The organism is Pseudomonas sp. SF2 (genome assembly GCF_036858055.1).
Taxonomy (GTDB): domain Bacteria; phylum Pseudomonadota; class Gammaproteobacteria; order Pseudomonadales; family Pseudomonadaceae; genus Aquipseudomonas.
In genome coordinates this window covers 161,729-176,213 of record NZ_JAMBDI010000009.1, presented here as the reverse complement: position 1 = coordinate 176,213, position 14,485 = coordinate 161,729, and the positions used below count along the sequence as shown (strand labels likewise).

13 protein-coding genes are annotated in these 14,485 nt (G+C 64.3%); 9 read left to right on the top strand and 4 right to left on the bottom strand.

Annotated elements, in window-relative coordinates; translation table 11 throughout:
- Window positions 1–55: 55 nt before the first annotated feature.
- Window positions 56–2,044, bottom strand: coding sequence for a sensor histidine kinase (locus M2S36_RS06575; protein ID WP_207834277.1), 1,989 nt, complete (start codon window positions 2,042–2,044; stop codon window positions 56–58).
- 265 nt (window positions 2,045–2,309) lie between these two features.
- Here M2S36_RS06575 and M2S36_RS06570 point away from each other — a divergent pair, with 265 nt between their 5' ends.
- The 4 genes from M2S36_RS06570 to M2S36_RS06555 all read left to right on the top strand — a co-directional run bounded on the left by M2S36_RS06570 (window position 2,310) and on the right by M2S36_RS06555 (window position 5,847).
- Entirely contained in the window at window positions 2,310–3,107 is a 798-nt protein-coding gene (locus M2S36_RS06570) for a hydroxymethylpyrimidine/phosphomethylpyrimidine kinase (RefSeq protein WP_207834276.1), read from the top strand.
- 13 nt (window positions 3,108–3,120) lie between these two features.
- A complete protein-coding gene (thiE, locus tag M2S36_RS06565) occupies window positions 3,121–3,744 on the top strand; it encodes a thiamine phosphate synthase (RefSeq protein ID WP_207834275.1) in 624 nt (207 codons plus the stop codon).
- Between the two features lie 16 nt (window positions 3,745–3,760).
- On the top strand, window positions 3,761–5,044 hold the full coding sequence (gene hemL / locus M2S36_RS06560) for a glutamate-1-semialdehyde 2,1-aminomutase (protein WP_063911840.1): 1,284 nt from the start codon (window positions 3,761–3,763) through the stop codon (window positions 5,042–5,044).
- Window positions 5,045–5,301: 257 nt separating this feature from the next.
- On the top strand, window positions 5,302–5,847 hold the full coding sequence (locus M2S36_RS06555; RefSeq protein WP_063911841.1) for a tetratricopeptide repeat protein: 546 nt from the start codon (window positions 5,302–5,304) through the stop codon (window positions 5,845–5,847).
- Between the two features lie 3 nt (window positions 5,848–5,850).
- On the opposite strand, the gene M2S36_RS06550 is transcribed toward M2S36_RS06555, so the two are convergent.
- Entirely contained in the window at window positions 5,851–6,177 is a 327-nt protein-coding gene (locus M2S36_RS06550; RefSeq protein ID WP_207834274.1) for a DUF1820 family protein, read from the bottom strand.
- Between the two features lie 251 nt (window positions 6,178–6,428).
- Here M2S36_RS06550 and M2S36_RS06545 point away from each other — a divergent pair, with 251 nt between their 5' ends.
- Genes M2S36_RS06545 through lnt form a run of 4 tightly spaced genes read left to right on the top strand, consistent with a single transcriptional unit; the run spans window position 6,429 to window position 10,284 of the window.
- The gene (locus M2S36_RS06545; RefSeq protein ID WP_112253612.1) at window positions 6,429–7,427 is read left to right on the top strand and encodes a PhoH family protein; all 999 of its coding nucleotides are present in this window, start codon (window positions 6,429–6,431) and stop codon (window positions 7,425–7,427) included.
- On the top strand, window positions 7,420–7,893 hold the full coding sequence (gene ybeY, locus M2S36_RS06540) for an rRNA maturation RNase YbeY (RefSeq protein WP_133975639.1): 474 nt from the start codon (window positions 7,420–7,422) through the stop codon (window positions 7,891–7,893). Before M2S36_RS06545 ends, ybeY begins: the two co-directional genes overlap by 8 nt.
- 25 nt (window positions 7,894–7,918) lie before the next feature.
- Window positions 7,919–8,758 (top strand): HlyC/CorC family transporter, encoded by an 840-nt coding sequence (locus M2S36_RS06535; protein WP_003257584.1) that lies wholly within the window; start codon window positions 7,919–7,921, stop codon window positions 8,756–8,758.
- 8 nt (window positions 8,759–8,766) lie between these two features.
- On the top strand, window positions 8,767–10,284 hold the full coding sequence (gene lnt, locus M2S36_RS06530; protein ID WP_333956847.1) for an apolipoprotein N-acyltransferase: 1,518 nt from the start codon (window positions 8,767–8,769) through the stop codon (window positions 10,282–10,284).
- A gap of 120 nt (window positions 10,285–10,404) precedes the next feature.
- Here the strand turns inward: lnt and M2S36_RS06525 are convergent, their stop codons facing one another.
- Together M2S36_RS06525 and M2S36_RS06520 are read right to left on the bottom strand one after the other, a co-directional pair.
- Window positions 10,405–11,166: a YdcF family protein gene (locus M2S36_RS06525; RefSeq protein ID WP_207834271.1), complete on the bottom strand. Its 762-nt coding sequence runs from the start codon at window positions 11,164–11,166 to the stop codon at window positions 10,405–10,407.
- Window positions 11,167–11,302: 136 nt separating this feature from the next.
- Window positions 11,303–11,617, bottom strand: coding sequence for a hypothetical protein (locus tag M2S36_RS06520; protein WP_207834270.1), 315 nt, complete (start codon window positions 11,615–11,617; stop codon window positions 11,303–11,305).
- Window positions 11,618–11,844: 227 nt separating this feature from the next.
- Here M2S36_RS06520 and leuS point away from each other — a divergent pair, with 227 nt between their 5' ends.
- Window positions 11,845–14,451: a leucine--tRNA ligase gene (gene leuS / locus M2S36_RS06515; RefSeq protein WP_333956846.1), complete on the top strand. Its 2,607-nt coding sequence runs from the start codon at window positions 11,845–11,847 to the stop codon at window positions 14,449–14,451.
- The last annotated feature ends 34 nt before the right edge of the window (window positions 14,452–14,485 follow it).

The following is a 14,485-nucleotide window of genomic DNA, read 5'->3' as shown; positions in this document are numbered from 1 at the left end:
AGGCGCTGAACCTGTTGTGGCAAACACCTGTCAGCCCCAACCAAATGCCATGCCTTCACAGCGACTGCCGCGCCTGCAGTATGTGCGGGCTCATCTGCACCTGCGCAATAGCCATGTTCAAACTCAACTCGAACCGGCTGCCCAACCCCCGCGTCGACTCATGCGACAACTTCGCCCCCAGCAATTCCCCCATCTGCCGGCAAATCGACAACCCAATCCCCAGCCCGCCATAACGCCGGGTCATCGAGCCATCGACCTGGAAGAAGCGCTGATACAGGGTCGACTGGTCCAGGTCATCGAAGCCAATACCGCTGTCGCTGACAATGAAGGTCAACGCCAGGTCATCCAGCCCCGCCCGGCGGCCGCGCACCTGGATCATTACCCCGCCCTGGTGGGTGAACTTCAGCCCGTTGTCCACCAGGCACCCCAGGCAGCGGGCCAGTTTCTGGCCGTCGCCCAGCAGTTCGTCCGGCAAATCGGCGGGGATGTCCAGGCTCAGGTACAAGCCTTTGCCCAAAGCCTGCCCGGCATAACCGGCGCGCAAGCCCTGCAGCAGGGCACGCAGGCTGAACGGCGCAGGCTGCGCGCGCAGGCGGCCGGCCTGCAGTTCGGACAGGGTAAGAATGGCATCGACCATGTCCATCATGCCCTGGGCCGACCCCACCGCCGTGCGGTGGTACTGGGCCATCTCGGCCTCCATCGGCAGGGTGTGCATCAGCTCCAGCGAGCCGATCACGCCATTCATCGGCGTGCGCAGCTCATGGGTCACGCAGGCCAGGAATTCGTCTTTCAGCCGGTTGCTCCTGGCCAGTTGCAGGTTCAATTGCTCCAGCGTGCGCCCGGTGTCACGCAAGGTCTGCGCCTGCTGCTCGCGCAAGCTGTTGATACGGTCGGCCAGCGCCAGCGACAGCAAGGCCACCTCCAGCGCCGACCCCAACTGGCTGGCATACATGGTGATGAACACGTTTGGCAGGTAGCCCAGCACCATCAGGGTGTTGACCAGGCCACCGAGCAGGAACGCCGTCCAGGCGATGATGAACCAGCGTGCCACGCGCAAGCCACGCCACCAGGCGTACAGCCCGGCAGCGAAGATGCTCACGGTAAACAGCAACGCCAGCACCGTGGCCATGCGCAGGGCGACGCCGTAGGGCATGCTCACCGCCAGCACCATGACCAGCGCGCCACCCAGCATCAGCAGCTGCAGCAGCCGGTCCAAACCACGGCTGATGCTGCCCAGTTGCAGGAAATGCCGGGCGAACTGGCAACCGAACAGGCCCGCGGCACCAATGAACAGCGGCGTCGAGGCATTCGCCCACCAGGGGCTGTCCGGCCAGAAGTAGGCCACACCGGCGCCATTCACCGACACCTGGTAAAAGCCGAACGAAGCGATATAGAGGATGTAGTAGAGGTAGCTGACGTCGCGCACGCTGAGGTAGATGAACAGGTTGTACACCAGCATCACCAGCAGCACGCCGTAGATCATCCCCAGCACATACAGGCGCGTGGGCTGCTGCTCCATGTAGGCCTCGGCGGACCACAGCGCCAGCGGCGCCTGCACCGAGCCCTGGCTGTGCAGGCGCAGGTAGGCGGTGGTTACCTGGCCAGGAGGCAGCTGCAACTCGAACAGGTAGTTGTTCTGCCGGATCTGCCGGCTGTCGTAGGGCAAGGCGTCACCGGTGCGCTGGGCCAGACGGTAACTGCCACTGCGGTCGGGCAGGTACAGCTCCAGGTGGTCCAGCGGTGGATAGGCCAGCTCCAGCAACCATTGCCGTGGGGCAGCGCCGGGCGCGGCGACAGGACGCAGCTCGACCTTGAGCCAGAACACCGAGGTGGAATAACCGGCGTTCAGCACGTCTTCGAGATGGGGGCGAAAGTGCTCGGCGAACCCAGGGGCACTGACCTGGGTGATGCTGGCACTGCCATCGAGGTCTTCATAAACCTGCATGGCCTTGCCAAGCGGAAGATGCCGGGTAGCGTCGTCGAAATCGACGGCTCCGGCCACCATGGGCAGCAAGCCCAGAAGCACAATCAGCAAATAGCGCATACAGCCCCAGCATGGCCTGTCCAGTCGAGTCGCGGTTGCCTCCCATCCGTTTGAGACGACACGATCCGGCAGAACCCGTTAGTAGAGTTATCCGAGCACTCTAGCATAGCTTCGCAACCTGGCAATCGGCCATATCAAAAACCAAAGAAAAGGCTCTAAATCAATACTTTCACGAGCAATAAACAAAAAATTCTGACCGTTCGATCAGTAAAACGCGTTTGTCGGACGATCCGCCCAAACAGGATTGGTGGTAAGCTCGCCGACCATGAATACCTACAGCTCCCGCCCCGTTGTCCTCTGTCTCTCCGGCCACGACCCCAGTGGCGGCGCCGGCCTGCAGGCAGATATCGAAGCCCTGATCGCCCAAGGCTGTCACGCCGCACCCGCAGTGACCGCCCTGACCGTGCAGGATACCGTCAACGTTTCCGACTTCCGCGTGCTTGACCGCGAGTGGGTGCTGGCCCAGGCCAACGCCGTGCTGGCCGACGCCACGGTGGCCGCCGTCAAGCTCGGCATGCTCGGTTCGATCGAGATGGTCGACACCGTCGCCGAACTGCTGGCCGACCACCCGCACCTGCCGCTGGTCTGCGACCCGGTACTGCGTGCAGGTGGTGGTGGCCGCCTGGGCAAGGACGAAGTGGGCTACGCCCTGCGCGAACGCCTGCTGCCGCTGGCGACCATCGCTACGCCGAACCTGCCCGAAGCCCGCATCCTGGCCGAACTGCCCGAAGGCACCGCCGACGAGTGTGCCGAAAAACTGTTGCCGTTCTGTAGACACCTGCTGATTACCGGCGGTCACGGCGACGAAGACGAAATTCACAACCGCCTGTACAGCCGCGATGGCCAGCGCCACACCTGGACCTGCCAGCGCCTGCCGGGCAGCTACCACGGCTCGGGCTGCACCCTGGCCAGTGCCCTGGCCGGCCGCCTGGCCCTCGGCGAGCAGCTGGAGAGCGCCGTGCGCAGCGCTCTGGACTACACCTGGCGCACCCTGCGTGACGCCGAGCAACTGGGCAAGGGCCAGTACGTGCCGCGCCGCCTGCCACTGGATTTCTGCTCCTGACACGAGGCCTCCAATGAAGCTACGCGGTCTGTACGCCATCACCGACAGCCAGCTGCTCGCTGGCCGTTTCCTGTCCCATGTCGAGGCGGCACTGGAAGGCGGCGTGTGCCTGCTGCAGTACCGCGATAAAAGTGACGACGCGGCACGGCGCCTGCGTGAGGCCGAAGGGCTGATGAAGCTCTGCGAGCGCTACGGCACCCAGCTGATCATCAACGACGATGCCGAACTGGCCGCGCGCCTGGGCGTCGGCGTGCACCTGGGCCAGACCGACGGCCCACTGACCCCGGCCCGCGCCCTGCTTGGCCGCCAGGCGATCATCGGCTCCACCTGCCACGCCAGCCTCGAACTGGCTGCCCAGGCTGCCAGCGAAGGTGCCAGCTACGTGGCCTTCGGCCGCTTCTTCAACTCCGTCACCAAGCCCGGCGCCCCCGCTGCCAACATCGAACTGCTGGAGCAGGCTCGCGCCCGGATGAAGCTGCCGATTGCAGTGATCGGCGGCATTACCCTCGACAACGCCGCCCCGCTGGTCGCCCATGGCGCCGACCTGCTGGCGGTGATCCACGGCCTGTTCGGTGCCGACAGCGCGCAGGAAGTCACCCGCCGCGCCCGCGCCTTCAATGCCTTGTTCGCATCCTGATTCGAGAGAACCTTCCATGTCCCGTTCCGAAGCCCTGTTCGCCCAAGCCCAGAAGCACATCCCCGGTGGCGTCAACTCGCCGGTCCGCGCTTTCAAGAGCGTTGGCGGCACGCCGCTGTTCTTCAAGCATGCCGAAGGCGCCTACGTCGTTGACGAGGATGACAAGCGCTACGTCGACTACGTAGGCTCCTGGGGCCCGATGATCCTCGGCCACGGCCACCCGCAGGTACTGGACTCGGTACGCAGGCAGCTGGAGCACGGCCTGTCCTATGGCGCACCGACCGCCATGGAAACCGAAATGGCCGACCTGGTCTGCTCGCTGGTGCCGTCCATGGAGATGGTGCGCATGGTCAGCTCGGGCACCGAGGCCACCATGAGCGCCATCCGCCTGGCCCGTGGCTACACCGGCCGTGACGCCATCATCAAGTTCGAAGGCTGCTACCACGGCCACTCCGACAGCCTGCTGGTAAAAGCCGGCTCCGGCCTGCTGACCCAGGGCGTGCCGAGCTCGGCCGGTGTGCCGGCGGACTTCGCCAAGCACACCCTGACCTTGCCGTTCAACGACATCGCCGCCGTCGAGAAAACCCTCGCCGAAGTCGGCCAGACCGTAGCCTGCATCATCGTCGAGCCGGTGGCCGGCAACATGAACTGCGTACCGCCGGCGCCAGGCTTCCTCGAAGGCCTGCGCGAGCAGTGCGACAAGCACGGCGTGGTGTTGATCTTCGACGAAGTGATGACCGGTTTCCGCGTCTCGCTCGGCGGCGCCCAGGGCCACTATGGCATCAAGCCGGACCTGTCGACCTTCGGCAAGATCGTCGGTGGCGGCATGCCGGTCGGCTGCTTCGGCGGCAAGCGTGAAATCATGGGCTGCATCGCCCCGCTCGGCCCGGTCTACCAGGCTGGCACCCTGTCGGGCAACCCGCTGGCCATGGCCGCCGGCCTGACCACCCTGAAGCTGATCAGCCGCCCGGGCTTCCACGCCGAGCTGACCGACTACACCAGCCGCATGCTCGACGGCCTGCAACAGCGCGCCGATGCCGCTGGCGTGCCGTTCGTCACCACCCAGGCTGGTGCCATGTTCGGCCTGTACTTCAGCGGCGCCGACGACATCGTCACCTTCGACGACGTGATGGCCAGCGATGCCGAGCGCTTCAAGCGCTTCTTCCACCTGATGCTCGACGGTGGCGTGTACCTGGCACCGAGTGCGTTCGAGGCGGGCTTCACCTCCATCGCCCATGGCGACAAGGAGCTGCAGATCACCCTGGATGCGGCTGAAAAGGCTTTTGCAGCCCTGAAGTAATGCTGTGTCTGTACCGGCCCTTTCGCGGGTAAACCCGCTCCCACAGGGACTGCGCAACCCTTGAAAGCGGCGCGGTCCCTGTGGGAGCGGGTTCACCCGCGAAGAGGCCGGCACAGGCAATAAATACCCATGCACAATCAGCTGACTTCCCCAACCAAGCAGAAAATCGAGTAAAACTTTGTAAGGTTGGCGCCGCTTATCCCATAATGTGCCACCAGAGACATTGGCCGCAGCTTTGCAGAGGTAAGTCGATCCCCATGAACCGCACCGGCCGCGCCCTGACCCTGGGCTGCCTGTTGCTTCTTCAGCCCCTGCTGGCCCTGGCGGAGGGCGGTAACTCGTTGCTGATTCCGGCGACGGGCCGCTGCACCTTGAATGTCCAGCCTGAAGACCTGGCAAACGCCCTCAAGGCTTGCGAGCAGACGGCAACGACGGGGGATGCCCAGGCACAATTCGAACTGGGCGAGTACTACTACACGCAAACACCGAAAAACCTGAACAAAGCCCTGAACTGGTTCGAAAAGGCCTCGCTGCAAGGCCATGCCGAGGCGCAGTACCGCCTGGGCGCCATGTTCTTCCGTGGCGAAGGGGTCAAGGCCAACAACGTGCAGGCCTACATCCTGCTGAAGATGGCCGCGGTCAACGGCGCCGAAGATGCGCTGGACATGGCCGACGAAGTGACCGAGCAAATGCCCCGCGACGAGCTGGAGCATGCCACCCAGGTGCTCGGCCAGATCTTCCGCAAGTACCTGCTGGAGCTGCAGAACGCCGAAGGGCGCACGCCGTTCTCGCCACTCCCCTGAGGCTTACTTTTCCGGCATCGGCATGGGGAACGGCATCACGTTGCCGCCGCCCTTGGCTTCGCTGATCTTGGCCGTGCCCAGGCGCTCCACCTCGTCGATGCGTACGATCGAGTGCATCGGCACGAAACTGCGGATCACCCCCTCGAACTGGCTCTTGAGCTTCTCCTCGCTCGGGTCCACCAGCAACTGCGAGCGCTCGCCGAACACGAACTCCTCGATTTCCAGGAAACCCCACAGGTCGCTCTGGTAGATCTGCTTGGCATATATCTCGAAGACCTGCCCCTGGTTGAGGAAGATCACTTTATAGATGGCAGGTTCGCGTTTGCTCATGTTCGGCAGGATAAACACATGCGTAAGAAAAGGCGGGCATCATAGCAGTGCCGGCCCCTTCGCGGGTAAACCCGCTCCCACAGGTTCTGCGCAGCCCTCAGGAACAGTGCAATCCCTGTGGCAGCGGGTTTACCCGCGAAGAGGCCGAAACAGGCAGTACATACCGTTGAACGTTTCAGTGCTTTCGCCACTGCCATTCAAGGGTTATTCTTGAGTTCACATCCATTGCCGTCGAGCGGCTAAAAACGACCTTGAACGCACCCATAGAACCCCATCGTTTCATCCTCGAACCTTTCGAGGCCCACCGTTTCGCCAACTTGTGCGGCCAGTTCGACGAGCACCTGCGCCTGATCGAACAGCGCCTGGCCATCGAGATCCGCAACCGCGGCAATCAGTTCGAGCTGATCGGCGAACCCAAGACCACCTCCGCTGCCGAACAGCTGCTGCGCCGTCTCTACCGCGAGACCAAGGCCAGCGACCTGTCGCCGGAAACCGTGCACCTGTACCTGCAGGAATCGACCGTCGAGAACATCGACAACCCGGCCGTCAACGAGGTCAGCGTGTCGCTGCGCACGCGCAAGGGCAACATCCGCCCGCGCGGGGTCAACCAGCAACGCTACGTCAAGGAAATCCTGGCCAACGACATCAACTTCGGCATCGGCCCGGCCGGTACCGGCAAGACCTACCTGGCCGTGGCCTGCGCCGTGGACGCGCTGGAGCGCGAACAGGTGCGCCGTATCCTGCTGGTGCGCCCGGCGGTCGAGGCGGGCGAAAAGCTCGGCTTCCTGCCCGGCGACCTGGCCCAGAAGATCGACCCGTACCTGCGCCCGCTGTACGACGCCCTGTACGAAATGCTCGGCTTCGAACACGTGGCCAAGCTGATCGAGCGCCAGGTGATCGAGATCGCCCCGCTGGCCTACATGCGTGGCCGCACGCTGAACAACAGCTTCATCATCCTCGACGAAAGCCAGAACACCACGCTGGAACAGATGAAGATGTTCCTCACCCGCATCGGTTTCGGCTCCACCGCAGTCATCACCGGTGACATCACCCAGGTCGACCTGCCCCGTGGCACCAAGTCGGGCCTGGCGCACGTCATCGAGGTGCTGAAGGACGTTCCGGGGATCAGTTTCACCCATTTCCAACCCAAAGATGTGGTTCGTCACCCACTGGTGCAGCGCATTGTCGAGGCCTACGACCGCTTCGATGCTCGCCAGGCCAAGCCCGAGGCGCCCGGCAAAGATGCTTGAACTCGATATTCAACGGGCCACGGATGCTGCCGCCCCGGATGACACCGCCTTCCGCCGCTGGTGCGAACTGGCCCTGCGCCAGCGCAGCGCCGACTCGGAAATGACCATTCGCCTGGTCGACGAAGCCGAAGGCCGCGAGCTGAACCACACCTACCGGCACAAGGACTACGCGACCAATGTGCTGTCGTTCCCGGCCGACGTACCCGATGACCTGCTCGATATCCCGCTGCTGGGCGACCTGGTGATCTGCGTACCGGTGGTCGAGCGCGAAGCCGCCGAACAAGGCAAGTCGCTGGAAGCGCACTGGGCGCACCTGGTCATCCACGGCTGCCTGCACCTGCTCGGCTACGACCACATCGAGGATGAGGAAGCCGAGGAAATGGAAGGCCTGGAACGGGAATTGCTGGCAGAACTGGGTCACCCCGACCCGTACGCCGACGATGAAACCGACACCCTCACACACTGATACACGAAGGATCACGAGAACCGCCATGAGCGAAGATCGATCGAGCAACGGGCAGAAGTCCTGGCTGGGTAAACTGACCCAGGCTTTTGCCCATGAGCCGAAAAACCGCCAGCAACTCCTGGAGCTGCTGCGCGAAGCCCATCAGAACAAACTGCTGGACAGCGAAGCGCTGACCATCGTCGAAGGCGCCATCCAGGTGGCTGACCTGCAGGTTCGCGACATCATGGTGCCGCGTTCGCAGATGATCAGCATCAAGGCCAGCCAGTCGCCGCGCGAGTTCCTGCCGGCGGTGATCGACGCCGCGCACTCGCGCTACCCGGTGATCGGCGAAAGCCACGACGATGTGCTCGGGATCCTGCTCGCCAAAGACCTGCTGCCGCTGATCCTCAAGGAGAACGGCGACAGCTTCAACATCAAGGACCTGCTGCGCCCGGCCACGTTCGTGCCCGAGTCCAAGCGACTGAACGTGCTGCTGCGCGAGTTCCGCGCCAACCATAACCACATGGCCATCGTCATTGACGAGTACGGCGGCGTGGCCGGCCTGGTCACCATCGAAGACGTGCTGGAGCAGATCGTCGGTGACATCGAAGACGAGCACGACGTCGAGGAAGACAGCTACATCAAGCCGCTGCCCAGCGGTGACTTCCTGGTCAAGGCACTTACCCCGATCGAGAACTTCAACGAGTTCTTCGACAGCGAATTCTCCGATGACGAGTTCGATACGGTCGGCGGCCTGGTGATGAGCGCCTTCGGTCACCTGCCCAAGCGCAACGAAACCACCGAGATCGGCCCTTACAAGTTCCGTATTCTCAATGCCGACAGCCGGCGGATACACTTGCTGCGCCTGACACCGATCACCCGTTAAGGACAAACATGCGTTGGATCACCCGCCCCGGCTGGCCCGGTAACCTGCTGGCCCTGGCGGCCGGCGCCTCCACTCTGCTGGCCCTGGCGCCGTTCGACATCTGGCCATTGGCCGTGTTGTCCATCGCCCTGCTCTACCTTGGCCTGCGCGAGCTCAGCCCGCTCCAGGCCATGTGGCGTGGCTGGTGGTTCGGCTTCGGCCTGTACGGCGCCGGCACCTGGTGGATCTACGTCAGCATGAACACCTACGGCGGCGCCTCGCCGCTGCTGGCGATCCTGCTGCTGCTGGCGTTCTTCGCCGCCCTGGCCTGGTTCTTCGCCCTGCCCACCTGGCTGTGGGCCCGCTGGTTGCGGCGCAGCGAAGCACCGCTGGCCGACGCCCTGTGCTTCGCCGCCCTGTGGCTGCTGCAAGAGGCCTTCCGCGGCTGGTTCCTGACCGGTTTCCCCTGGCTCTACGCCGGCTACAGCCAGCTGGACGGCCCGCTGGCCGGCCTGGCGCCGCTGGGCGGCGTGTGGCTGATTTCCTTCGCCCTGGCCCTGACCGCCGCCCTGCTGTGCAACCTGCACCGCCTGCGCGCCCGCCCCTCGTTCCTGGCGGTGGGCTGCCTGCTGTTGCTGGCCCCATGGGTGCTGGGCCTGGTGCTCAAGGGCCATGCTTGGACCAAGCCGGCGGGCGACCCGCTGAAAGTGGCGGCCATCCAGGGCAACGTCGCCCAGGACCTGAAATGGGACCCGGCGCACATCGACGCACAACTGGCGCTGTACCGTGACCTGAGCTTCAGCTCCAGGCCGGTAGACCTGCTGGTGTGGCCGGAAACCGCGGTGCCGGTGCTCAAGGACCAGGCCCAGGGCTATATCGACGTGATGGGCCGGTTCGCCGCCGAACGGCATTCGGCGCTGATCACCGGCGTGCCGGTGCGTGAAGTGGTGCACCACCAGCGCCGCTACTACAACGGTATCACCGTTACCGGTGAAGGCGATGGCACCTACCTCAAGCAGAAGCTGGTGCCGTTTGGCGAGTATGTGCCGCTACAGGACATGCTGCGTGGCGCTATCGAGTTCTTCAACCTGCCCATGTCGGACTTCGCTCGCGGGCCGGAAGATCAGCCGCTGCTGCAGGCCAAGGGCTACCAGATTGCGCCGTACATCTGCTACGAAGTGGTCTACCCCGAGTTCGCCGCTGGCCTGGCGGCCCGCAGCGACCTGCTGCTGACCATCAGCAACGACACCTGGTTCGGCACATCGATCGGCCCGTTGCAGCACCTGCAGATGGCACAGATGCGCGCGCTGGAAGCCGGTCGCTGGATGATCCGCGCCACCAACAATGGCGTGACTGCGCTGATCGACCCGTTTGGCCGCATTACCACGCAGGTACCGCAGTTCCAGCAGGCGGTGTTGTATGGTGAGGTGGTGCCGATGCAGAACCTGACGCCTTACCTGCAATGGCGTTCGTGGCCGCTGGCGATTGTCTGTGCGCTGTTGCTGGGTTGGGCATTGCTGGCCGGACGCATTGCCAAGACCGTCTGATGATGCCGCCTGTACCGGCCTCTTCGCGGGTAAACCCGCTCCCACAGGTCCTCCACCATTCTCGACGCCTGCGGGAATCCTGTGGGAGCGGGTTNNAGGCCGGTACAGGCAACACAAGGCTCAATAAAGCAGCCGATACCCCACCAACCCCGCCACTTCATTGAGCAATTGCCCGCTCTGCCACATCGCCCGGCTCTCCGGCAGCAACCCGCCAAACGGCCGTGCATGATCGCGCCCGAGGAACCCGACCGGCGCCGGCACCACCTCGAACCCCGCCTGCTCGAAGCTCCAGCGTGAGCGCTGCATGTGCCAGGCCTGGGTCACCACGACCACCCGGCGAATCCCCAACGGCTGCAGCACCTTGGCCGTAAGCCGGGCATTCTCCCAGGTCGTGCGGCTGCCCTCTTCCTGCCACTTCACCTCGACGCCGAAATCTTCACGCAGGCGATCGGCCATCAACCGCGCCTCGCTCGGCGGCGTGCCATAGTGCAAGCCGCCGCTGGTCAGCACCGGCAAGCCGGAAGCCTTGGCCAGCCGCGCGGCAAAGCGCATGCGCTCCAGTGCCGTGGCAGTGGGCTGGTCACCGCCACCCCAGGCCGGGTCACCCCGCTCACGCCCGGCGCCCAGTACCACGATGGCATCCGCCCGGCTTGCCAGGCCGGCCCAATCGCTTACCGCCAGCGGCGCTTCCGTCTCCAGCACACGGGCGGTTTCCTGCACCACCAGCGGCAGGCTCATCAACCACAGGCCACCAAGGCCCACGGCAAAGCACAGCGCTGCCAGCCTGGGCCGGCGGCGGCGCAGCCACCACGCCACAAGCAGCAGCAGGAACAGGACACCTGGCGGCATCAACCATTGTTTGACGAAGAATCGGATCGGCATTGGCCACACCTCCTTGGCAGGCGTGCAGCCTAGAAGGATCGACGCCGGTCAACAAGGGTGCGGCCGGCGCCGATCGTGAGCTGTGCAAATTTTGAAGAACCGGCGCGCGATAGCCTGCGCCTGGCGTCCTGAACGGCTAGCGGTGTGGCAGCGTCCTGGATCTCGCCGTGCTGGCGGGGCGTTTCTTGTCCTTGAGCCAGATGATCCTGGCCGATGTCGGCTCCGCTTGTGGGTAACTGCCGACACAGGCATGGTGGCGCTCCGGAAGGGAATCCAGGTAGGCCTTGATCAGTTCGAACTCTGCGTGGCTCAGGCCACGCAACTCCAGCTCGGCTGGCATTTCGTCGCGCAATCGCACCGAGGTCCTGGCCACTTCCAGCGCCAGGCCAAGCCGGTCGATCAGGCGTTCGTATAGCTCCGGTTTGATTACGGGTAGCTGCGTCTCTCCCATCCGTTCACCTCATTGAAGATAAGAACATCTCCCCCCACACCTGAGCTTAGCGTCGTTGCAAAAAGCAGCCGTGTGCCGCGACCAGCGGGCATTCGCAACGAAGGTTTCCCACGATGCGCAGCGCTGCTGTATGCTACGGCGTTCACTCTAAACGACACCGGAGTGCCGGTCGCAGCGAGGTTCCGCTGCCTGGAACAAGGTCTCTTCTCTCTCAGCAAAAAGTAGCCATGCACGAACAATACACGCCCCGTGATATCGAAGCCGCCGCCCAGAACTTCTGGGACGAGCAACAATCGTTCGCTGTTACCGAGCAGCCAGGCAAGGACACCTACTACTGCCTGTCGATGTTCCCGTACCCGAGCGGCAAGCTACACATGGGCCACGTGCGCAACTACACCATCGGTGACGTGATTGCCCGCTACCAGCGCATGCTGGGCAAGAACGTCCTGCAGCCGATGGGCTGGGACGCTTTCGGCATGCCCGCGGAAAACGCGGCGATGAAGAACAACGTCGCCCCGGCCAAGTGGACGTACGAAAACATCGACTACATGAAGACCCAGCTCAAGAGCCTGGGCCTGGCCATCGACTGGGCACGTGAAGTCACCACCTGCAAGCCCGACTACTACCGTTGGGAGCAGTGGCTGTTCACCCGCCTGTTCGAGAAAGGCATCATCTACCGCAAGAACGGTACCGTGAACTGGGACCCGGCGGACCAGACCGTACTGGCCAACGAGCAGGTCATCGACGGCCGTGGCTGGCGTTCGGGCGCGCTGATCGAGAAGCGCGAAATCCCGATGTACTACTTCCGCATTACCGACTACGCCGACGAGCTGCTGGAAAGCCTCGACGAGCTGCCGGGCTGGCCTGAGCAGGTCAAGACCATGCAGCGCAACTGGATCGGCAAGTCGCGCGGCATGGAAGTGCAGTTCCCGTACGACCTGGCCAGCATCGGCCACGAAGGCACCCTCAAGGTCTTCACCACCCGTCCCGACACGCTGATGGGCGCCACCTACGTCGCCGTCGCCGCCGAGCACCCGCTGGCCACTCAGGCCGCCCAGGGCAACCCGGCGCTGCAGGCGTTCATCGACGAGTGCAAGAGCGGCAGCGTTGCCGAAGCCGACATGGCCACCCAGGAGAAGAAGGGCATGGCCACTTCCCTGCTGGTCGAGCACCCGCTGACCGGCGAGAAGCTGCCGGTGTGGGTCGCCAACTACGTGCTGATGCACTACGGCGATGGCGCCGTAATGGCCGTGCCCGCCCACGACGAGCGCGACTTCGAGTTCGCCCACAAGTACAACCTGCCGGTCAAGGCCGTGGTGCGCACCAGCGCTGGCGATGAAGTCGGCAGCGAGTGGCTGGCCGCCTATGGCGAGCACGGCCAACTGATCAACTCCGGCGAGTTCGACGGCCTGGACTTCGCCGGTGCCTTCGACGCCATCGAAGCCGCCCTGATCCGCAAGGAGCTGGGCAATTCGCGTACCCAGTTCCGCCTGCGCGACTGGGGTATCAGCCGCCAGCGCTACTGGGGCTGCCCGATCCCGATCATCCACTGCCCGTCCTGCGGCGACGTACCGGTGCCGGAAGACCAGTTGCCGGTCACCCTGCCTGAGAACGTGGTGCCGGACGGTGCCGGTTCGCCGCTGGCGCGCATGCCTGAATTCTACGAGTGCAGCTGCCCGAAATGCGGCACCGCGGCCAAGCGCGAAACCGACACCATGGACACTTTCGTCGAGTCGTCCTGGTACTTCGCCCGCTACGCCTCGCCGAACTACGAAGGTGGCATGGTCGACCCGAAAGCGGCCAACCACTGGCTGCCGGTCGACCAGTACATCGGCGGTATCGAACACGCCATCCTGCACCTGTTGTACGCGCGCTTCTTCCACAAGCTGATGCGTGACGAAGGCCTGGTTACCTCGAACGAACCGTTCAAGAACCTGCTGACCCAGGGCATGGTGGTCGCCGAGACCTACTACCGTGTGGCCAGCAACGGCGGCAAGGACTGGTTCAACCCGGCCGATGTCGAGGTCGAGCGCGATGCCAAGGCCAAGATCATTGGCGCCCGCCTGAAGACCGACGGCCTGCCGGTGGAAATCGGTGGCACCGAAAAGATGTCGAAGTCGAAGAACAACGGCGTCGACCCGCAATCGATGATCGACCAGTACGGCGCCGACACCTGCCGCCTGTTCATGATGTTCGCCTCGCCGCCCGACATGAGCCTGGAATGGTCCGACTCCGGCGTCGAAGGTGCCAGCCGCTTCCTGCGCCGCGTCTGGCGCCTGGCCCAGGCCCATGTGGCCCAGGGCCTGCCGGGCAAGCTGGATGTCGCCGCCCTGGACGACGCGCAGAAGGTCATCCGCCGCGCCATCCACGCTGCCATCAAGCAGGCCAGCACCGACGTCGGCCAGTTCCACAAGTTCAACACCGCCATCGCCCAGGTGATGACCGTGATGAACGTGCTGGAAAAGGCCCCGCAGGCCACTGAACAGGACCGCGCCCTGCTGCAGGAAGGCCTCGAGGCCGTCACCCTGCTGCTGGCACCGATCACCCCGCACATCTCCCACGAGCTGTGGCAACAGCTGGGCCACCAGCAGGCCGTCATCGACGCCAGCTGGCCAGCCGTCGACGAGGCAGCCCTGGTACAGGACACCGTCACCCTGGTGGTGCAGGTCAACGGCAAGCTGCGTGGCCAGGTCGAGATGCCGGCCGCCGCCAGCCGCGAAGAAATCGAAGCCGCCGCGCGCAGCAACGAGAACGTCCTGCGCTTCATCGATGGCCTGACCATCCGCAAGGTCATCGTGGTACCGGGCAAGCTGGTCAACATCGTCGCCAACTGATGGCAACGCCCGCCCGCAGCCACTGCGGGCGGGC